24 protein-coding genes are annotated in these 19,635 nt (G+C 54.5%); all 24 read right to left on the bottom strand.

Going from position 1 to position 19,635, the window contains the following annotated elements:
• Positions 1-4: 4 nt before the first annotated feature.
• Positions 5-874, bottom strand: coding sequence for a heptaprenyl diphosphate synthase component 1 (locus tag DQX05_RS09180; RefSeq protein WP_119792886.1), 870 nt, complete (start codon positions 872-874; stop codon positions 5-7).
• 124 nt (positions 875-998) lie between these two features.
• Positions 999-1,547 carry an ATPase gene (locus DQX05_RS09175; protein ID WP_119792884.1) on the bottom strand — a complete coding sequence of 183 codons (549 nt, stop codon included), beginning with the start codon at positions 1,545-1,547 and terminating at the stop codon, positions 999-1,001.
• Positions 1,548-1,747: 200 nt separating this feature from the next.
• Entirely contained in the window at positions 1,748-1,969 is a 222-nt protein-coding gene (gene mtrB / locus DQX05_RS09170) for a trp RNA-binding attenuation protein MtrB (protein WP_119792882.1), read from the bottom strand.
• Positions 1,970-2,135: 166 nt separating this feature from the next.
• Entirely contained in the window at positions 2,136-2,408 is a 273-nt protein-coding gene (locus DQX05_RS09165; protein ID WP_006678894.1) for an HU family DNA-binding protein, read from the bottom strand.
• A gap of 278 nt (positions 2,409-2,686) precedes the next feature.
• Positions 2,687-4,165: a stage IV sporulation protein A gene (gene spoIVA, locus DQX05_RS09160; protein ID WP_119792880.1), complete on the bottom strand. Its 1,479-nt coding sequence runs from the start codon at positions 4,163-4,165 to the stop codon at positions 2,687-2,689.
• A 363-nt stretch (positions 4,166-4,528) separates the two neighbouring features.
• Positions 4,529-5,269, bottom strand: coding sequence for a hypothetical protein (locus DQX05_RS09155; protein ID WP_119792878.1), 741 nt, complete (start codon positions 5,267-5,269; stop codon positions 4,529-4,531).
• Between the two features lie 78 nt (positions 5,270-5,347).
• Positions 5,348-5,704: a 2Fe-2S iron-sulfur cluster-binding protein gene (locus DQX05_RS09150; protein WP_119792876.1), complete on the bottom strand. Its 357-nt coding sequence runs from the start codon at positions 5,702-5,704 to the stop codon at positions 5,348-5,350.
• A gap of 64 nt (positions 5,705-5,768) precedes the next feature.
• Positions 5,769-6,407 (bottom strand): nucleotidyltransferase family protein, encoded by a 639-nt coding sequence (locus DQX05_RS09145; RefSeq protein ID WP_147385168.1) that lies wholly within the window; start codon positions 6,405-6,407, stop codon positions 5,769-5,771.
• 120 nt (positions 6,408-6,527) lie between these two features.
• Complete coding sequence (locus tag DQX05_RS09140) at positions 6,528-6,830, bottom strand: 2Fe-2S iron-sulfur cluster-binding protein (RefSeq protein ID WP_119792872.1); 303 nt, start codon at positions 6,828-6,830, stop codon at positions 6,528-6,530.
• A gap of 32 nt (positions 6,831-6,862) precedes the next feature.
• Complete coding sequence (locus tag DQX05_RS09135) at positions 6,863-7,042, bottom strand: DUF2768 family protein (RefSeq protein ID WP_119792870.1); 180 nt, start codon at positions 7,040-7,042, stop codon at positions 6,863-6,865.
• A 162-nt stretch (positions 7,043-7,204) separates the two neighbouring features.
• Complete coding sequence (locus DQX05_RS09130) at positions 7,205-7,483, bottom strand: stage VI sporulation protein F (RefSeq protein ID WP_119792869.1); 279 nt, start codon at positions 7,481-7,483, stop codon at positions 7,205-7,207.
• Between the two features lie 95 nt (positions 7,484-7,578).
• Positions 7,579-8,604: an NAD(P)H-dependent glycerol-3-phosphate dehydrogenase gene (locus tag DQX05_RS09125; protein WP_119792867.1), complete on the bottom strand. Its 1,026-nt coding sequence runs from the start codon at positions 8,602-8,604 to the stop codon at positions 7,579-7,581.
• Complete coding sequence (gene plsY, locus DQX05_RS09120) at positions 8,594-9,208, bottom strand: glycerol-3-phosphate 1-O-acyltransferase PlsY (RefSeq protein WP_119792865.1); 615 nt, start codon at positions 9,206-9,208, stop codon at positions 8,594-8,596. The genes DQX05_RS09125 and plsY overlap by 11 nt, the downstream gene beginning before the upstream one ends.
• A 12-nt stretch (positions 9,209-9,220) precedes the next feature.
• Complete coding sequence (der, locus tag DQX05_RS09115) at positions 9,221-10,543, bottom strand: ribosome biogenesis GTPase Der (protein WP_119792863.1); 1,323 nt, start codon at positions 10,541-10,543, stop codon at positions 9,221-9,223.
• A 139-nt stretch (positions 10,544-10,682) separates the two neighbouring features.
• Positions 10,683-11,276 carry a permease gene (locus tag DQX05_RS09110; RefSeq protein ID WP_259391876.1) on the bottom strand — a complete coding sequence of 198 codons (594 nt, stop codon included), beginning with the start codon at positions 11,274-11,276 and terminating at the stop codon, positions 10,683-10,685.
• A 111-nt stretch (positions 11,277-11,387) separates the two neighbouring features.
• On the bottom strand, positions 11,388-12,608 hold the full coding sequence (gene rpsA / locus DQX05_RS09105; protein WP_119792859.1) for a 30S ribosomal protein S1: 1,221 nt from the start codon (positions 12,606-12,608) through the stop codon (positions 11,388-11,390).
• Positions 12,609-12,863: 255 nt separating this feature from the next.
• On the bottom strand, positions 12,864-13,442 hold the full coding sequence (locus DQX05_RS09095) for a lysophospholipid acyltransferase family protein (RefSeq protein ID WP_087441955.1): 579 nt from the start codon (positions 13,440-13,442) through the stop codon (positions 12,864-12,866).
• A gap of 6 nt (positions 13,443-13,448) precedes the next feature.
• Positions 13,449-14,153 (bottom strand): (d)CMP kinase, encoded by a 705-nt coding sequence (cmk, locus tag DQX05_RS09090; RefSeq protein WP_119792855.1) that lies wholly within the window; start codon positions 14,151-14,153, stop codon positions 13,449-13,451.
• Between the two features lie 146 nt (positions 14,154-14,299).
• On the bottom strand, positions 14,300-14,500 hold the full coding sequence (locus DQX05_RS09085) for a diadenosine tetraphosphatase (protein WP_119792854.1): 201 nt from the start codon (positions 14,498-14,500) through the stop codon (positions 14,300-14,302).
• A 469-nt stretch (positions 14,501-14,969) separates the two neighbouring features.
• Complete coding sequence (locus DQX05_RS09080) at positions 14,970-15,611, bottom strand: flagellar brake protein (RefSeq protein ID WP_119792852.1); 642 nt, start codon at positions 15,609-15,611, stop codon at positions 14,970-14,972.
• Positions 15,612-15,730: 119 nt separating this feature from the next.
• Positions 15,731-17,074, bottom strand: coding sequence for a germination protein YpeB (ypeB, locus tag DQX05_RS09075; protein WP_119792850.1), 1,344 nt, complete (start codon positions 17,072-17,074; stop codon positions 15,731-15,733).
• Positions 17,075-17,192: 118 nt separating this feature from the next.
• On the bottom strand, positions 17,193-17,342 hold the full coding sequence (locus DQX05_RS30635; protein WP_006285250.1) for a hypothetical protein: 150 nt from the start codon (positions 17,340-17,342) through the stop codon (positions 17,193-17,195).
• Positions 17,343-17,460: 118 nt separating this feature from the next.
• Positions 17,461-18,174: a glutamic-type intramembrane protease PrsW gene (gene prsW / locus DQX05_RS09070; protein ID WP_119793172.1), complete on the bottom strand. Its 714-nt coding sequence runs from the start codon at positions 18,172-18,174 to the stop codon at positions 17,461-17,463.
• A gap of 65 nt (positions 18,175-18,239) precedes the next feature.
• A complete protein-coding gene (locus tag DQX05_RS09065; RefSeq protein ID WP_119793170.1) occupies positions 18,240-19,490 on the bottom strand; it encodes a Glu/Leu/Phe/Val family dehydrogenase in 1,251 nt (416 codons plus the stop codon).
• Positions 19,491-19,635 lie beyond the last annotated feature (145 nt).

The following is a 19,635-nucleotide window of genomic DNA, read 5'->3' as shown; positions in this document are numbered from 1 at the left end:
TATGTTAGCTGCGTTGAGCCGCAGCATTGGTCGGAGAAGACGTCAGCACGAGCGGGCTAAGCAATTGGACAACCCGTCCGGTCGTTCCGGCGTCCAGCGGCATCGCGGACGTAATGCTCTGAAGCTTGTCCTGAATGACCCGAATCTGGTACGCCAGCTGCTGCCTCACTTCATACTTCGCCATCATCGCGCTCCAGAACGCGGTGTCGTAGGCGCGCTGCTTCATTTTCCTTCTCTCTTCTTCCGTGCCTTGTTGCCACACATGCCAATAAGACCAGCTGCCTTCGAAGCACTGGAACTGCTCGGAGCGTTCCTGCTCCTGCTTCATCACTTCCAGCTCGGCGACCTGGTCGAGCAGCTGCTCCCATAAGCTTATGTCCTGGGCAGCCATACGATGGTTGAACGACTGGAACAGCGTCTTGCGCAGAGATACGCACGCACGCAAATATTCCTCCGCCGTCATCGCCCACAGCTTCATCTTCTCGATCGTGGCCACTTTGAGCTGATTGACGGCGCAGACCGCCTGGCTCAGCGACCGAATGGCATCGACTTGTCCCGCATGGGCGAGCAGATGATAGAATCGGCTGCTAAAATAATCTCCCGCCAGCACCTTGAGCTGCCGGGAACGCAGATTGCGATCGCTCTCATCCTTGGTCGCCATCTCAATCATGTCGTGCGTGTCTAGGCCCACTTGCACGAGCGAAGTCACTAGCGCAATCAGATCGCTGTGCTCCGCACCCTTCTTGCTGCGGTTTAAAAAGGCGAACATCAGCTCCACCCGCGTGTGTGGGAACGCAGGCAGGTCAGTGTACGCCTGTATCATGTCATGTTCTACGTACCGTTTTGCCAATTGCGAAATGTAGTTTACTTCCATTATGAGTCCTCCGACAATAAGCGGTTAGTCATCCTGGCGGGATGTCGCAATCTAAGTCATTATATCATAGGTTCCATATGAACGGGCACATTTTCTTGTTGTGCCGCTGAACCAGGCATGTCTACTATCTGTCTCCGGGAAAAGTCCGATCCCATAGCAGCGTATAAATAAAGCGGAGCGCCTGTTCCGTATCGGGTGAGACGATGCTGGCGCGGATAGCCTTCAACCGTTCCGGAGTCACTTCCGGCTTGCGCGCGTCCAGCGACAGCAGAACGTAATTTTTTTTCAAGCGCTCATCCTGTATGACGATCCGCAGCAGCAGCCGGTTCACATTGTCCGTTCGTGTGAAGCTATGCTGCAGCAGCTCATAGATGTCATGATAGATCGCATCCGGCCTCGCGATGGTGGAGGCGACCTTCATGTCAATCGTCAGTCCGTCTCCATTCCATGCCGCCCGGCTTAGTCTGAGCTGCAGCGGAATATCGGATAAATAGTCGACCAGCCGCGCCTCAGTGACGGAGACGATCTGCGGCGATGCCGTTACGGCAGCCGCCTCCTGCGGCTTGTTCCCGTCCGCGTGTTGCGCAGCGGACAGCCAGCCAAGCCCCGCCATCAGCAGGATGGTCGCCATCGCCGTCAGCATGGCCGGCCGCCATCGTTGAACCCGGTTCATTATACCCGCTCCCCTACTGTACATGTTGAAGACATCCGCTGTGAATCCCTATTCTCAGTCTCGACCCATAAAAGGATGTCCATACCTCATCATACAGTGAAATTGCGCGGGGTATGACAGCAATTCCGCCCCAGACCAGCCGCGGGGCATTCCCGGGCGCCGCAAAAAAACCGCCCCGCAGCATGGCGGAGCAGCTCGCCTTAATCCGTATCGGTATGTATCTCGCCATGCTTCGTCAGGATGACGGCCTTGCCGCGCACCTTGACCGCGGACGTATGATCGGTGAACTGCGCAATCAGCACTTCGTTCTTATCCAGCTTCTCGATATGATGGAAGCGGGTATCCTGGCCCCGTGTCAATCCGAATACTTGCACGCCTTGATCCTTGGCCTTGATAACGATATAGTCGGTCTGGTTCTCCAACAGAACTCCCTCCTCTTCTCTCGCTATTATAACATGGTTGCGCCGCTTGCCCATAGCCTGTCTCGCCCGGACACGTCGCCCGCAACAAGAGAAAAGCCGCGACGGAATTCCGTCACGGCTTCACTGAGCTCGCGTTCCCCATAGTCACTAGAGTATGTAAGTTCACTTATTTGATGCCGTCTTTAAGTGCTTTACCCGGTTTGAACGCAGGGATCTTGCTCGCAGGAATTTCGATTTCTTCACCCGTTTGCGGGTTCCGTCCTTTACGGGCGGAGCGCTCGCGCACTTCGAAGTTGCCGAAGCCTACCAATTGGACCTTGTCACCGTTCTGCAGCGCGTTCGAAATGGCCTCGAAGACGGCGTCTACCACTTTCGTCACGTCTTTCTTGGACAATTCCGTGGACTCTGCAACCTCGGTAATCAATTCGGATTTGTTCATTTTTAATTCACCTCCCGATGAAATATGTCTTGTTATCCCTTTTTTCACTGTTTCCTATGAAAATATACCTCATCAACCCTAAAAACGTCAGATACAGCTTGGTTCTGCCGTCTTTCATGGCCGAGGAACAAATTTATAGTAATATACCGCTATCACAAATGCAAGGGGGTAAAATCAGCCCCGTGCCGCGAAATAAACAAAATAGCCCAATCCGCCCCCTGTTCCCGAGAGAACAAGGAGCGTCTGAGCTATGCTCCGTATCCGGTATGAATGTTCCGTCAGAGGATGATGGCAATCAGGCCGCCCGACCCTTCGTTGATAATGCGCCCCAGCGTCTCCTGCAGCTTGTAGCGCGCATTGTCCGGCATCATGGCGATCTTGCCTTGAATGCCCTCCCTGACGATCGAATGCAGGGAACGGCCGAAGATATCGGATTCCCAGATCTTCGTCGGATCGTTCTCGAAGTCCTGCATCAGGTAGCGCATCAATTCCTCGCTCTGCCTTTCCGTGCCGATAATCGGCGCGAATTCGGATTCGACGTCGACCCGAATCATATGAATGGACGGGGCGGTCGCCTTCAGCCGCACCCCGAAGCGGGATCCTTGGCGGATAAGCTCCGGCTCGTCGAGAGCCATCTCGTTTAACGTCGGAGCCGCGATGCCGTAGCCCGTCGTCTTCACCATCTCCAGCGCATCGGCGAACCGGTCATATTCCCGCTTCGCATGGGAGAATTCCTGCATCAGTTGGAGCAAATGATCCTTGCCCCGTATTTCAACGCCGACAACCTCCATCAAAATCTGGTCATACAGCTCATCCGGCGCGTACAAGTCGATTTCGGCAACGCCTTGCCCCATATCCATCCCGCTAAGTCCGGCGCGGGCGATGAATTCATAATCCATGAACTGCTGCACGACGCGGTCGACATCGCGCAGCCGGCGAATATCTTTGACTGTATCGCGAACCGAGCTCTCATAGCTGCTGCGCAGCCAGTGATTGTCATGAAGCACCATGACCCAGCTCGGCAGATTGACATTGACTTCATGAACCGGGAATTCGTACAGCACTTCCCGCAGCACGCCCATCACGTCATCTTCGCTCATCGTCGCGACGCTGAGAGCCATCACCGGAATGTCGTACTTCTCCTGCAGCTCATTGCGCAGCGCGACGGTTTCTTCACTCTTCGGCCGCGTCGAGTTGATGACGAGCACGAACGGCTTGCCGACTTCCTTCAGTTCATTGATGACCCGCTCTTCGGAGTCGACATACGAATAGCGCGGAATCTCGGCAATCGTACCATCGGTCGTAACGACAACACCCAGGGTGGAATGCTCCTGAATGACCTTCCGCGTGCCGATCTCCGCCGCCTCCTGGAACGGTATCGGATCTTCGAACCACGGCGTATTGATCATCCGCGGTCCGTTCTCGTCTTCATAGCCTTTTGCGCCTTCCACGGCGTAACCGACGCAATCCACCAGGCGGACGTTCACGTCCAGTCCTTCCGCCACCTTGATCTGAACCGCATTATTCGGCACGAACTTCGGTTCCGTCGTCATAATCGTCTTGCCCGCAGCGCTCTGCGGCAGTTCGTCGACAGCACGAATGCGGTCGGATTCATTTGTAATATTCGGAAGAACGACCGTCTCCATGAAGCGTTTGATAAAAGTCGATTTCCCCGTGCGGACCGCACCGACGACCCCGAGGTAAATATCCCCGCCGGTACGCTCGGCAATGTCCTTAAAGATGTCCACTTTTTCCAATGATATCCCCTCCTCAAAATGTTCCGACGGACAAGAGGCTTTCGTCCGCCTCTCGTCCTTCTGAAACGATTGGCACCGTTGCTAGGATTGAGCTGTTGCCGTTGTCGCCAGTGTTCTCCGCCGAGACTTCACGTTGTACAAGGGCATTGCGACGCAACTCGTACATGTTTTTGGACTAGTACCATCTTATTTCGCATCTCTCGCAAATATGACCCCTAATAGCAACATTTTTCTTCGCCGGGCGCACTCACGCCTTCCAAATCAGTTATATGAAAGTCATAGAAAAGTATGACAACGCAAACAAGACCGCACGGAAAAATTCCATACGGTCTGCTATTGCTCACGCGCTTGCTTGCGCATGGATTACGATTCGGGTTCCGCTAGCGGCCACGGAGCCCCGTCCTTCCATATGTATGGGACGGATTTGACCGGAACATAGAATGATTTCTCGGTCAGCAGCGGGCGCAGGTCGGCTCCGTCCTCCGCGGGCGGCTTGTCCCCTGCCTCGATGACCTGCATCAGTTCCATCGCGTAATCGGCGTAGACGCGTCCCTGTTCATCCATCATAAGCGCCAACGGTTCTCCGCTGAACGGATTTCTCACGATCGACGGCTTGAGACCGGCGGCTGCTTCATCGATGCGATAAAAGCCAGGGTAGGCCTCCTCCTTCGAAGGCAGGCGTCCCTTCTTGCGCTTGTAAGAATCAACGGCACGGGCGGCATCGTTCACATATTGCGCCACCGCCAAATCCATGATGCGGACCTTGGGCTCCGTTTCTTCGTCGATAATGAGATAGGAGCCGCTGCCGCCCGCCTCGAACGCGCTGGCCGGTGTGGCGCTCAGCTTGTCGCTGTGCTTCAGCGCCTCGAAGTCAACCCGGAACTTCTCATAGCGCGGAACATCCTCTTCGCTGTTCTGTATCGGGAGCAGCCCGGTGTCCTTCAAATATTCATCTACCGCGCTCTGCACGAGCAGCACGCCCTCGCGGGCGGACTGCTGGTTCTCATTCCGCAATTCCTTCGGATACATGCATCCTTGCAGCAGCGCCAGCAATAGGGCGGTTACCGCCACGATGCCGGCCCTTTGATTTCGGTTCACAATCATTCCCTCCAGCCTGTGTCTATTAGAGGTTGTTCAAAAAGTCCGCTTTTGATCACGAATGAACATCTATTATTAAGCCTGCTACCACAACGTGTCCTCGCCCTGCTGTTCCTCCAGCTTGCGGCGGACGAGCGCTTTCAACGGATCCTCCGGCACCTCGACCGTTACGCTTCCCGCGCGGCCGCTCAGCCGGACCTGGCACGCCAGGCGAGGGCCCAGCGTCTCCTCCATCCCCATCTTCCGCACCTCAGGCGGCGTCGGCGCCGTAACGGCATGCGCATCGCCGGACACGTTCACCTTGCACAGGAGGCAGCCCGCTTTGCCTCCGCAGCGCGTTCGCACGGCGACTCCGGCCTGACGGGCGGCCGCCAGTATCGACGTCGGCCGGACAATCTCAATGACTTTGCCGGCCGGCATAAATGTCACGCGTGTTCCCACAGCGCTCCTCCTTTTGACTGCAGCCTTCCCGGTGCTGATAACCCGTCTTCTGGAACACCGATTTCTATTCTTCCTCCGCTTCCCGATCGATTCGGCTCGGGATGACACCGGCCATCACCTGCGGACAGAGCGAACATAGCCGCTCCGCGAAGCGAGAGCTGGCCCGGCAGCGGTTCCATACGGCCCGCATCGCCTCGACATGCTGGTCCGGCTCCCGATTGATGACACGCACGATGGCCTCTGTGCGATCCTCCCGCTCCCGCAGCAGGTTGAAGACCAGCTCATGCGCCAACGGCATGAGCCGAATAATATAGCGGCCGAGCGTATACTCCGGCCCGACGGGCCACAGCCCTTCGACAATCACCGTCTCATAGCGGCATTCCGGCGTCGTGACCGTGAAGCTCCCGACCAGTTCGGCCGTAACCTGCTCATGGCGGTAATGGCTTAATAGCGAGCGGTAGCGGTCAGTGACGCTCCATTCCGGCTTATCCGTCGACCAGGAGCCCCAAGCACGGTGCAGCAACCCCGCCTCCGCTTCATCCGCATACATATCGATGTCGCGCGGTTCGCGGTCGATATCCACGCCTTGCAGGACCAACCCGCAGCTTCCGCCCAGCATCCAGGGCAGCGTCTCCGGCGGGCAGGCCTCCGTCAAAAGGCAGATACAATTCTCAAGCGACTGAGACAATGAATGTTCGTTCATGCGGCGTGCTCCATTTCTTCTGTGAATCTTGACGCGGCGGGAAGGGCATGAAGCCCTTCCGCATCACGTGCAAATGATGAATGCCCGTATTGATGAACAGCGCCAATAGACGCAGCTGCGTCATCCAAAATACGGCTTATGTATCACTTCTACCTGACCGTCCTTCACCACCGCCGTCTGACAGGCGAGACGGTAGCCTTGATGGAATTCGTCCTCGTCCATCCGGTTCCATTCCGCATCGGTGACATCGCCCAGGTTGTCGTAGCCGGAGACAATCTGACAGCGGCAGCGGGCGCAGGTCCCCCGCGTGCAGGAATAGGCCCAGTCCACCTTGGCCTGGATAGCTGCTTCAAGCAGCGTCGTTCCGATCGGCATCGTCACGATAGCCTCCCGTTCACGTCCCCGTACCTTAATGTCTGCCATAACCTGTTGTTCCTCCTGAATATGCGTATTGATTACATAATGGAAATCAGGCTATACAGCATGCCGGCCAATAACATAATGAATGCGATTAACGATAGAATGCCTTTGACCCAACCCTTGGTTTTCGTTCTGGCGAACATGATTAAAAAGGCGGAAAATGCCATCAGGCCAATTCCGATAAATGATACCCACATCTTCGTCATACCATTCATACTCTCTGATTCTCCCATTCCTCACAAACTGCTCCCATTATACCATTCGTATCCTCATAAGAAAACGAGAGTGGACAATTCATAGATCCAGCTCTTTCCAACCAATAGAAAAAGCAGCGCAAGCATCCGCTCACGCTGCCGGCCGGTTAAGGACGGGAACCGCTACTTCTTCATCATCATTTTCATCAACGTTTCCATGTTGTTCGGATTCATGCCGCTCTTCTTCACGGCGCTAACAATCTCATTTATCGTAGATTCCGTCACGGGAAGCTTAGCCACCGAAGCGACCTGCTTGATGAGCTGGCGCAGTTGAGCCTCGCTCTGAAGCGTGGAAGGCTTAACCGATCCGGCAAGCTTTTTGATTTGGTTTTCGGTTATGGTTTTTCCGGCTTTCTTGTTGATCTTGTTCAAGGCTTCCCTCGGGAATTTACTGTTCGCCATATACTCCCTCCTTAAGTCTGTTTACCTACAATGTATGAACAGACTTCAATGGAGGTGAGAGATACCACCGGATTTCCGCGTTCTTCCTTGAACGGTCAGGTCCAGGCAGCCACTTCTTCGATCTCATGCTTGCGGACGCGGCCCATCAAATATTCTACCGCCGTCTTCGCTTCCCTGCCTTCGAACAGGACGCGATATAACTGCTCAGTAATCGGCATCTGCACCCCGTAATGCTCGGACAGATGATAGGCCGCCTTCGTCGTGCGGATGCCTTCGACGACCATCCCCATCCGGGACAACACGTCATCCACGGCCATGCCTTGCCCTATCATCGAGCCTGCGCGCCAATTGCGGCTATGCTGGCTCGTACAGGTGACGACAAGGTCGCCGACGCCGGCCAGGCCCGCAAACGTGAGCGCATTGGCGCCCATCTTCACTCCGAGGCGCGCGATCTCGGCCAATCCGCGCGTCAGCAAGGCCGCTTTGGCATTATCGCCGAAGCCAAGCCCATCGGTCAGACCCGCGCCCAGCGCAATAATATTTTTCAGTGAGCCGGCCAGCTCGACGCCGAGCACATCGGGATTCGTATACACCCGGAAGAAGGTATCGTTCATGAACAGATCCTGCGCCTGCTCGGCCGTCTCCAAGCCGGCGGAAGCGACGACAACCGTCGTCGGGCACTGCAGAACCACTTCTTCCGCGTGACTCGGCCCAGACAGGACCGCAATTCGCTCCAAGCCGCATTCGAGCTCCGCGGCCAACACTTCCGACATGCGGGCCAACGACTCGGTCTCGAAGCCTTTGGTCGCATGCACGATAATCATCTCATCCGTAACATACGGCTTCATCTGGCCGGCCACTTGGCGCATGGCAGAAGAAGGCGCCACGACAACGCATGCCGAGGCTCCCTCCATGGCTTCCTGCATGCTGCATGTCGCCTTCAATCCGGGGTGAAGCTTGACGTCCGGCAAATATTTTCCGTTCCGATGCTTCTCATTAATTTCTTCCGCTTGGTCGCAATGGCGTGTCCATAAGTACACGTCATGCCCATTTTGCGCAAGCACCTCACTGAGTGCCGTCCCCCAGCTTCCGGCGACGAGTACGGCAACTTTAGCGGACACGTGGCACCTCTCCTTTCTTCGATCCGAGGCGATTCTCCGTGCCTCTCCACAGCTTCATAATATTGCTTCGGTGACGATAGAAGGCGAACGCGCAAATAAGCAGGCTGCCCCAAAATATCGGCCAATCATAACGAAAAATCAAAATAAAGACCGGTGTCAGCAACGTGAAAATAAGCGAACCGAGGGACACATACCGCTTCCAGACAATCGAGGCGATGGCCAGCACACCTGCCGTGAAGGCAGGCCAAAACGCCAGCATCGCCAGGACGCCAATCGTCGTCGCGATCCCTTTGCCGCCGCGAAAACGAAAGTATACCGGCCAGTTATGACCGACGATCGCCGCGATGCCGCACCCGACCATCAACCAAGCATTATCGGTCAGCCACCATCCAAGCAGCACGGCAGTAATTCCTTTGACCGCATCCAGCAGCAGCACGCAGATCGCTGGTCCCTTGCCCAGCACGCGCAGCGTATTGGTCGCGCCGGCATTGCCGCTCCCATGCTGCCGGATATCGATTCCGCGCAGCCATTTGGCGAACAGCAGGCTGAAGCTGATTGAACCGATTAAGTAACTTGCCACAATGGCAATGATTGAATATACCAATTCCGATCACCCCTAACCTTCATCGGATTTGCGGCGGGTGAACAGCCGTATCGGGGTGCCCTCGAAATCGAACGACGTCCGGATCCGGTTCTCCAAATAGCGCTCGTAGGAGAAATGCATCAGCTCCGGATCGTTGACGAAGATAACAATCGTCGGCGGCTTCACCGCGACCTGCGTCGCATAATTAATGCGAAGTCGTCTGCCTTTATCCGTTGGCGGAGGGTTGTATGCGATCGCATCGCTGACAACATCGTTGAGCAGATGGGTCGTTATGCGCTTCGCATGCTGCTCTGCAACATGCTCGATGACCGGCAGAAGCTTCTGAAGCCGCTGCTTCGTCTTGGCGGACAGGAAGACGATAGGCGCATAAGGCATGAACAAGAAGTGATCGCGAATCTTCGTCTCGAATTCATGCATCGTGCGATCGTTCTTCTCGACGACATCCCATTTATTGACGACAAACAATGCCGCCTTGCCGGCCTCATGGGCATAGCCTGCAATATGCTTGTCTTGCTCAATAATGCCTTCTTCGCCGTTAATGACGACAAGGACGACATCGGCCCGCTCGATCGCTTTCATGGAGCGCATGACGCTGTACTTCTCGGTCGTCTCGTACACCTTGCCGCGCTTGCGCATTCCTGCTGTATCAATCAGCACGAACCGCTGTCCGTCCTTCTCGAACGGTGTATCGATCGCGTCGCGCGTCGTGCCGGCAATATCGCTCACAATAACGCGATCCTCGCCTAATATGGCATTGACGAGCGAGGATTTGCCTACGTTCGGTCTTCCGATCAGCGCGACCCGGATAACATCCTCATCATACTCTTCCTCGGTCGTCTCAGGAAAACGGTGGACCACTTCATCCAACAAATCGCCAAGTCCAGTGCCGTGCGAGCCGGAGATAGGCACCGGATCCCCGAATCCAAGACTGTAAAATTCATAAACATCGTCCATGCGTTGCAAGTTGTCTACTTTGTTAATCGCAAGAACTACCGGCTTGCCGGAACGGAACAGAATCTCAGCCACTTCCTCGTCCGCCTGGGTTACGCCGCTCTTCGCTTCGCACATAAAAACAATGACATCCGCTTCTTCAATGGCCAGTTCGGCCTGCACACGGATAGAGCGGAGCATCTCGTCTTCGCCGTACACTTCAATTCCGCCCGTGTCAATAATGCTGAACGGCTTGCCATTCCATTCGCCCGTTCCGTAAATACGGTCGCGTGTCACGCCAGGCTTGTCCTCCACTATGGCCAAACGGTCGCCGATGACTCGGTTAAAAATGGTGGACTTGCCGACATTCGGCCGCCCGACAATGGCAACAACGGGTTTTGCCATGCAGTTCACTCCTCATCTCTAATGCAACATCTACACGTAGTTCATCATATCAAAAAATCAGCACCTTGGCTAACCAATTTGCAGGAGACCTGACTAATTTGTAGCTCTCCTGTCTCCGGCACCGACGATGCGCCTCAGCTCATTGCAAGCGCATCTGAATCCATTTGTCCCGGGACCATTCAATGACCGCAGACAGCAACCGTACGGTGACAAACATGAGCCACCACGCATCCTGCACGGCGGCGCTGCCGAATTCTCCGGAAGACGACATTTTCAATTGAATGAGTCCTTCGCCTGCTGTAAGCCCCAGCGTCAGCATGATCCACTGATGCGTCCATTCTCGCGAACACAGCAGCACGATCGCGATAATCATCAGATAGGAGGCGCTGTATACCGGGAGCAGCGGGAGCGGCCAGACCGCCGACTGGGACAGCAGCGCTGTCCACAGCCAGACCGCGCCGATGAATACGATGCGCCCGGCCAAAGTGAACATGACCCAGCCGGAGGCTTGCGCCTGCATGCCGGCCAGAGTTCCCGCGATCATGCACCACAGCAGCCATACCGGCTGAAGCCCGCGTCCATCCGGCAGCAGCCCGAAGCCCGCATCATGATAGAACAGCCAGAACAGTCCGACCAGAAGCAGAACCGATCGGGCGGTTCCGGGCAGCAGTACATCCCTCCATCCCGTCGCCATCAATATGGCACAACAGAGCCACAAAATGAATGACAGCATCCCAGGCAACACATCGCTTCAACTCCGATTCCTTTTTTGCTTATTATTTGAAGGAGTCTGCAAAAATAAACGGCGGGCTCCTGAGGAGCCCGCCGAAGGACACGGATTCGATTATTTTTTGAATTTGTTGAGCATATCGCCGAAGCGCTCACCCAGAGTGACGCTCATTCCTTGATTGTTCAAAGAAACGTTCGGGTTATTGTTCAACTCTTCCTTCATTACTTTCTTCTCTGCTTTTGGCGCAGGAGCCGGTGCTTCTTCCGTTTCCTTGATGCTCAGGCTGACACGCTTCTCAGCCGGATTGAAGTCAAGCACCTTCACTTGAACCGTCTGTCCTTGCTTCAGCACCTCGGATGGCGTCGCGATGTGGCGATGCGCGATTTGGGAAATGTGAACCAAGCCTTCCACGCCAGGAGCCACTTCAACGAAGGCGCCGAAGTCGACGAGGCGCTTCACTTCACCAGTCAAGATATCGCCTGTCTTGATCTTGTCGCCAGCTTGCTCCCAAGGTCCTGGCTGCGTTGCTTTCATGCTCAGGCTGATTTTGCCGTTCGCCGGATCGACTTTCAATACTTTTACGTTTACTTTCTGTCCTTCTTGAACGAGATCCGCCGGCTTCTCGACATGATGCCAAGCCATCTCGGATACGTGAACGAGACCGTCCACGCCGCCCACGTCAACGAATGCGCCGAATTGAGTCAGGCGCTGTACAGTGCCTTCCAGCTCTTGGCCTTCGCTCAGGTTCTCCATGACACGCTTCTTGTTCGCTTCGAACTCTTCGTCAAGCACTTCTTTTTGGGACAAAATGAGCTTGTTGTTCTCGCGATCGATTTCCTTGACCTTTACGCGGAGCGTGCGGCCTTTGTAATCGCTGAAATCTTCTACGAAGTGACGCTCTACCATGGATGCAGGAATAAATGCGCGGACACCGACATCGGCTACAACGCCGCCCTTGACGACATCAACAACCGTAACTTCAAATACTTCGTTGTTGTCGAAACGCTGCTGCATGACATCCCATGCATTCTCGCTGTCTACTTGCCGCTTGGACAGAACCATGCGCTCCTTGTCATCGTCGATGCTGACAACCTTGCATTCGACTTCTTGCCCTACTTGGACAACATCCGCAATGTTGTCTACGGATAAGGAAGACAATTCGCGGACAGGAATGACACCGTCATATTTATATCCAATGCTAACGACCGCTTGGTTGTCGTCGATTTTGACAATCGTGCCTTTGACGGTATCCCCTTTTTTGACGGACACGATGTTTTCCATCACTTCCTGGTTTGCCGTTTCGGCTGTTTCGTTGACTTTTGTTTCTTCAGACATGTGAACTACCTCCTCAATTGAAACCCCATTAATAGAACCCCGCCTTAGAGGCGGGCTTCGCAAGGACTCTTCCGTGCCCTTCTGCAGCTGGCATCGCTAACGCGAATGCCATTATATGCGAATCCGTCCGCGTCCGCAGCTGTTCGAACAGCCGCTCCGCATCGGGATGTCGTAACATTGTCGAATATAACCTGTAAATAATACCTGTAGTATCTGACGTTAGCGGAAATTCATGCACGATGGCCTTCGGAATCGTCAACCTTCCCGCTTCAGCCGGTAGATATGGTCCATGATGCGCTCGGTTGCCCGCTCCAGAACGTCGCTTCCCTTCTGCTCCAGCAGATCCGACATATCGATGGGCGGACCATAGACGATCCGGGTCTTGCGGAACAGCTTATAGTTGCCGATAATCGCCACCGGAACGACAGCCGCGCCGCTGCGGAGCGCAATCATCGCCGCTCCCTTCTTCGCAGCGGCCGATTGGTCCGTATTGCGCGTGCCTTCAGGGAATATGCCCATAATATCCCCGTCCTGAAGCAATTGAAACGCCGTGCGGATCGTTTCTTTGCCGACGCCGCCCCGCTTGACGGGAAATGCGCCTAGCGCCTTGATGGCCGCTCCGAATACCGGGATGTTGAACAGCTCGGCCTTCGCCATGAAGCGGATGCGCCGCTTGAGCAAGATGCCTATCGCCGGAGGATCCAGCAGGCTGATATGATTGGAGCAGAGGACAACGCCGCCATCCTTCGGCACATGTTCTCTCCCAGATGCCTCCAACCGGAAAAGGAGGCGGTAAATCAGGCGAAGCAGCGCCCTAATCATCGTATAAAACATAATTGATTACCGTTCCCCATCTCTGCATAATAATTTGGCCTGATCCACGATGACACCAACGACCTCATCTATCGTCATTCGCGTCGTATCGAGCAGAACGGCATCTTCCGCCTGCCGTAGCGGAGATACGTCCCTCGTCTCGTCCTGCTTGTCGCGAGCCGCAATCTCCCGCATGAACTGCTCTACGGTCGCGCCGTCAACGCTGCTCGATTCGGCGTAGCGCCGGCGCGCGCGCTCTTCTACGGACGCGGTAACGAACCACTTCTGTTCGGCATCGGGAAGAACATGCGTGCCAATATCGCGGCCATCCATGACGACTCCCTTGCGGGCCGCCATGCCGCGCTGGAGGTGGACAAGCCTCTCCCTAACGGCGGATGACCGGGCATACGAGGAAGCGAGCCGGCTAATCTCCTGCGTCCGGATCTCGTCCGTAACGTCGGTTCCGTTCAACAGAACGGCTTGCCTGGAATCCAGCGGGATCAGTTCAATCGCGACATCCTTCATCGCTTCATGAATAGCATCCGCATCCTCCGGATCAATTCCCAATCGCAACATATGTAACGCTACCGCCCGGTACATGGCACCGGTATCAATATACGTATAACCCAATTCGCGGGCGACGAGGCGGGCGACTGTGCTCTTCCCTGCTCCTGCGGGCCCGTCGATAGCGATATTCAAACGAAGCGCAGGAGCGTTTGACTGTAATGTCAACGAGTCTGACTCCTTCCTGGAACAATCACCGTGTGTAGAGATATCACTAAAAAAGCAGGCGTTGCCTGCGACGTCAAAATTATACCACACTTCATGTAGGTATGCAAAACAGGCAATGAGCGGATCCGCTCGTTCCCGAATCGGCATCACGGCTTCTTCGTGGCTCCGGCCGCCGGGTACGGCACGCCTTCCAGCCTCTCCACCTTGCAGAGCAAGCTTCGTATCCCGCCGTGCGTAAGCAGCAGCTGCACCACAAGCAACGCCGCGGCGAAGGCCAGACCAATGCGGACCATCCACCTGAAAATCAGTTCCCACCAATCCATCATTGCCTCTTCCCGATCCCGCACCGGCTTCCACTTCCTCCTTGGCTTTGAGGAATATTATGGCTGCCCTTCCATCAGATTATGCACTGTTGATTTAGCGCGGGAGTGTCTCATAAGCATTGCAAAATGATTGAGGTGACGACTCAACAGAGAACGTGGGTGCGGGAAAAACGGCGGCACGCAAACCGTTTGAAGATGGATGAAGCCGTGAAATGCTGCGTGGATGCAGCAATTTTTGCTCTTTAAGCCGCTATTTGATGAAATTCCTGCAAAAGTACATGATGTTCATCGATTTTTGTCTTTTATCGATCGGATAGTCAGAAATTGATGCCGTTTTGCAGGATTCCCTGTAACGAAGTTCACTTCATAAAGGAAAAGTGCAGTTTTGCAGTTTTCGGTGAGTCGAGCTTTGAGAATCAAGGGGGGGGCTGTCTCACTGTAGTGAAACTACTTTTTTGGCCCCCCGTATGTATGATGCATTCGGAGACAAGACTCATTTTCTGGCGTCAATTTGACGTTCGAAGCAGAACCGGATCAGCTTCTGCTGGTCTAATTCGGCGATCTGCCCGAACTTCATCATGATCCGATTCCGCTCCTCATGAAATGGGCGAACCCGTACGATTTCCCCGCTGAACGGAATATGCTCGATCGTTCCGTTCCGGAACGGAACCGCAAGCCAGCATTGCATCAGCTGTCCTTCGCGAAGGCCCCATTTCGGCGCGGCCGTAAGCGAGATCCCGCCGCCGCTGACATCCTCCGTGCACGCCAAAAATTGAACGCCGTCCAGCGTCGATATCGCCGTCTCCAGCTGAGCCTGCACCCGCAAATAGTTGCGGCGCTGCCTTTTCGTCATATCGTCAGGGTTCGGCTTGCGGATAGACAGCATGCGAATCTCCTCGTTGCGCTTGCCCTCGACCCGGGAACGGAAATGCCATTTGATCCCGTCGTTCCGGGAGTAGAAGACATCTAGCTCTTCCCCGATGGCGAACAATCCGAATCGGCCGGTCTCTTGGCAGAGCGGAACCTCCATCCAGATGCGCTGGTCATCCAATTCGGTCACCCTTGCTTTATAGGTCGCCTCCTCCGGAGAACGCTCCAGCTGCATATACAGCATATCATTGACTTTCGGTAACATAAGCTCCCCCCTGTGGGCAATTATACCACGGGATTCTGTGGTCCAACAGCACAAAGCGCCGGCAAGCATCCTCCCGTCTCCAGGATAGACGCTCCTCCGGCGCTTCTACGGCGCAAATGTTATTCGTGTACGATAGTCATATCTTCGATATGCTCTTCTTGCCCATTTTCGGCATTAATATAGATACGGTACGTGTTGCCGTTGATCTTGCCGCCGAATTCATAGCACAGCACTTCTTCCCCTTCATCATTCTTAATCAGGGACAGCCGATCGAACTGAACCTCCATTTCCGGGTGCAGCATCTTCTGCGCTTCCTGCTTCGTGAGCTTCGGCTTGCCGCTGGTCCGCTCCTTATGCTCATATACATAATCCGTCGCCTGGAGCCCGGTCACTTCCCCGTTGTCAAGCGCGACGCGAACGCCGACTTGCTGCGGATAGATGTAGACGCCGTTCACGACGGGGACGAAGGTGAAGCTGCCGACCCGGTTTAATTCATTGTATTTGACGGCCTCCATGTCGGGATATTCGTGCTTCTTCAAAAACTGCTTCGCGGATTGGGTGGCCTGCTTCATCGAAACTCGTTTCTCTTTAATCTCGCGGGCGTCCATATACGCCATCAGCATGCCTTGCTTCGTGAAATCAATCGTTACGGTTCCCTTCCCGTCATTGCCATAATCGGCGAACGCCGTGTAGGATTCATGCTCCGTTCCTTTACCGTTCTCTCTGACTTCAATCTTCTTGTAATTCTTTTTACCCAAAAATTGTTCCGCCTTCTGCCGGATTTGCTGTACACTTAGCGGCTGACCCTTCAGCATCTTGACGGAACGCTTCGTATACATGTTGGCGATGGTTGGCCCCCAATTCAGCTCCGGATACTCGGCGACTTTTTTGTCTACCGATTTGAAGCCGTCGATAATTTTATTGTCCAGCGACGTTTGCTCTGATGCCATTGCGGTCTCTACATCCATCCAACGCAAATTGTCGGCGAGGACCTTATGCTGAACCTTCTGCAAATCTTTTGAAATATCGCCCGCATTCTTATACAGTGTCTTCAGCGTTTTCACTTCGTCATCCGACAGCGGCTTTTTGGTCAGATCGCGAATCGAGGTGCGGTAAGCGAAATTGGAGATCCGGGACAGAAAATCCTCCGTCTTGTTGAACGGTAGCATGGTCAGCGGCAGCTGGTTAATCTCATTCTGCGCCTGGCTCGTAATCCGCCATACATTGGCGAGCCCTTTGCGGTGCATGGCCTGCGATGTTGAGTTGACCGCGAGAGTGCGTCCCAGTTCGCTGTGCAGCCTGTCAACATGGTACGTCAAATCATGGAATGCCCGTTGATATTGGTTCTCCGCCTTAATCAATATTGAATTCTTCTCTTGATGCTCTTGATAGCCCCACACGATCGCTCCAATGAAAAAGAGCGTAACGATCGGAAACATAACGGCACTAAATCGTTTATACATGGTACAAACGTCTCCCTTCACAGCAACTTGTACATCGATTTGTCCATAGTTTGCTGGAACAGCGGAAGGTTTATGCATCGTTTCCTATGTTACGCTCTTCATTCAGACAATTTTGCCATCAAATCGGTTCTTCTTCGACTTCAAAATTATCGCGGTTGTCGCATAGACATTGCTTGAAGCCCGTTTCCACACGGCCTTTTTCCCGCTTGCCGCGCAGCACGAACTTCTCGCCGCACCGGTTGCAGCGAATGGTTACTTTTACCCGCACACGCTCACTCCTCCATTATCTGTAAGAGGTGCTCACAACGTCGCTGTGAATACCCCGCTTCGGAGAGGAAACAGCAAGGATCGCCCTCGCTTCCTATGTGCCAGTATTGCCTGCCGGTTCACATATTAATCTCTTCCTCCCGCTTCACCAGATGCAGAGGCGAGCGGGCATTCGCCCGGCGCACCTTGCCCATGCCGTAATACCACAGAAAAATCATCAGCGGTACGACAAACCATATCCAGTAACGTGTTACCGTCAACAATATCAGATCATAAATGCCATGCCAGAAAAGAGGGATTAGCAGGGAATAGGCCAGGAATCGCCTGGTCCGTCCGCCATTGTCCTTGGTGAACTTCGCCTTGCCCATATAGTAGCCCATCATCACGCCGAACATCGCATGCCCCGATACCGGCAGCAGCGCCCGCAGGAGCAAATGCGAGAAGGAAGAATGATTAATCCAAGCATACAGAACGTTCTCGATGGTGGCAAAGCCTAGAGACACTGCAACGGCATACAAAATTCCGTCATAATGCTCGTCGAACTCAATATGATTATAGATCATATGATACAGTACGAACCATTTGACCGCCTCTTCCACCCCAGCCGAAATGGCAAAGGAGGCTACAAGCGGATTGTCTCCCCACCACTTCACCAACCCGTTCTGCACAATCATAATCGGGAAGACGATCAAAAATCCGAGCAGGAACAAACGCACGACCATATGAATCGGTTCATAATCATAGCGGTCCTTCAGATAGAAGTACACCAACAGCGCAATGCCGGGGGCTATCGCGGCCGTCAGCAAAGGCAGTATCGGCGTCGTTGATTCCATCGTCTGCACGGCCGTATCTGGAGTGCTGGCGGCTATCGCTGTGATAGCCGGTACTATGCCCACACTTACACCCACCCCCGGTAGCGCGCCGCTTCAGCTGTCTTGCGCACGCCGACCATATAAGCGGCCAGCCGCATGTCCACTTGCTTCATCTGATGCGTCTCGTATACTTTGTTGAAGCCCTGCGTCATCAGCTGTTGCAGCTTCTGCATAACTTCTTCCTCACTCCAATAGTAGCCTTGGTTGTTCTGAACCCATTCGAAATAAGAGACGATGACGCCGCCGGCGCTGGCCAACACGTCCGGCACGAGCAGGATGCCCCGTTCCGTGACAATCTTGGTCGCTTCAATCGTCGTCGGTCCGTTGGCCGCTTCGACGATAATGCTTGCCTGAATCTGATGGGCATTGTCCTCGGTAATCTGATTCTCAATCGCTGCCGGAACGAGAATATCACAAGGCTGCACGAGCAATTCTTCGTTCGTAATCGTATTCTTGAACAGATTGGTGACGGTTCCGAATGAATCCCGGCGATCTATCAAATCCGGAATGTCGAGCCCTTCCGGATCGTAAAGCGCACCGTTGACGTCGGAGATGCCGACCACCTTCGCTCCCGCTTCATGCATGAACTTGGACAGATAGCTGCCGGCGTTCCCGAAGCCCTGCACGATGACGCGCGCATCCTTGAGCGCAATGCCGCGCACCTTGAGCGCTTCGAAGATCATCATGACGACGCCCTGCGCTGTGGCAGTCTCGCGCCCCTTCGATCCTCCAAGCACGATCGGCTTGCCTGTAATGAAGCCCGGGGAGTCGAACTCCCGAATATGGCTGTACTCATCGACCATCCATGCCATCACTTGCGAGTTCGTCATGACGTCCGGCGCCGGAATGTCCTTATTCGGACCGACCATCTGGCTAATCGCGCGAACATATCCGCGGCTCAACCGCTCCAGTTCGCCGAACGACATCCGGCGCGGGTCGCACACAATTCCGCCTTTGCCGCCGCCGTACGGCAAGTCTGCAATTCCGCATTTCAAGCTCATCCAAATGGACAGGGCTTTGACCTCTTCTTCTGTCACACCCGGATGAAATCGCACGCCTCCCTTAGTTGGACCGACTGCATCGTTATGCTGGGCGCGGAAGCCGGTGAACACCTGAACTTTGCCATCATCCATGCGCACCGGTATCCGCACCGTCAGCATGCGAAGCGGCTCCTTCATCAGGTCCACCATATCTTGTCCATAACCCAGACGCTGCAATGCCTGTTCAATTACGAGCTGAGTGGAAGCAAGTAGGGAGTTGTGATCATTAGCGGTCATCATTATTCACCTCATAGGTTTATAGTAGAGATACTCATTGAACCCGGGTGTCTGGACATTGATGTGTCCAATGAGAGCAAGCTTGAATATACTGACTGACATATGATGACAAATGAAAACAGGGGACTCGCTCCGTTCCGAAGCG

This window comes from Paenibacillus thiaminolyticus (genome assembly GCF_003591545.1).
Lineage (GTDB): Bacteria > Bacillota > Bacilli > Paenibacillales > Paenibacillaceae > Paenibacillus_B > Paenibacillus_B thiaminolyticus_A.
Note: the sequence above shows the minus strand (reverse complement) of the source record. Positions and strands in the feature narration are given on the sequence as shown.

Coding starts and splice junctions, on each gene's coding strand:
- ypeB (WP_119792850.1), bottom strand. CDS start 17,074: ATGTATAAACGATTTAGTGCCGTTATGTTTCCGATCGTTACGCTCTTT.
- DQX05_RS09175 (WP_119792884.1), bottom strand. CDS start 1,547: ATGAACCGGGTTCAACGATGGCGGCCGGCCATGCTGACGGCGATGGCG.
- DQX05_RS09135 (WP_119792870.1), bottom strand. CDS start 7,042: ATGAATGGTATGACGAAGATGTGGGTATCATTTATCGGAATTGGCCTG.
- DQX05_RS09130 (WP_119792869.1), bottom strand. CDS start 7,483: ATGGCGAACAGTAAATTCCCGAGGGAAGCCTTGAACAAGATCAACAAG.
- DQX05_RS09165 (WP_006678894.1), bottom strand. CDS start 2,408: ATGAACAAATCCGAATTGATTACCGAGGTTGCAGAGTCCACGGAATTG.
- DQX05_RS09065 (WP_119793170.1), bottom strand. CDS start 19,490: ATGACCGCTAATGATCACAACTCCCTACTTGCTTCCACTCAGCTCGTA.
- DQX05_RS09140 (WP_119792872.1), bottom strand. CDS start 6,830: ATGGCAGACATTAAGGTACGGGGACGTGAACGGGAGGCTATCGTGACG.
- DQX05_RS09110 (WP_259391876.1), bottom strand. CDS start 11,276: ATGCTGTCATTCATTTTGTGGCTCTGTTGTGCCATATTGATGGCGACG.
- DQX05_RS09145 (WP_147385168.1), bottom strand. CDS start 6,407: ATGAACGAACATTCATTGTCTCAGTCGCTTGAGAATTGTATCTGCCTT.
- rpsA (WP_119792859.1), bottom strand. CDS start 12,608: ATGTCTGAAGAAACAAAAGTCAACGAAACAGCCGAAACGGCAAACCAG.
- DQX05_RS09080 (WP_119792852.1), bottom strand. CDS start 15,611: ATGTTACCGAAAGTCAATGATATGCTGTATATGCAGCTGGAGCGTTCT.
- prsW (WP_119793172.1), bottom strand. CDS start 18,174: ATGGAATCAACGACGCCGATACTGCCTTTGCTGACGGCCGCGATAGCC.
- DQX05_RS09095 (WP_087441955.1), bottom strand. CDS start 13,442: ATGTTTTATACGATGATTAGGGCGCTGCTTCGCCTGATTTACCGCCTC.
- DQX05_RS09155 (WP_119792878.1), bottom strand. CDS start 5,269: ATGATTGTGAACCGAAATCAAAGGGCCGGCATCGTGGCGGTAACCGCC.
- DQX05_RS09180 (WP_119792886.1), bottom strand. CDS start 874: ATGGAAGTAAACTACATTTCGCAATTGGCAAAACGGTACGTAGAACAT.
- der (WP_119792863.1), bottom strand. CDS start 10,543: ATGGCAAAACCCGTTGTTGCCATTGTCGGGCGGCCGAATGTCGGCAAG.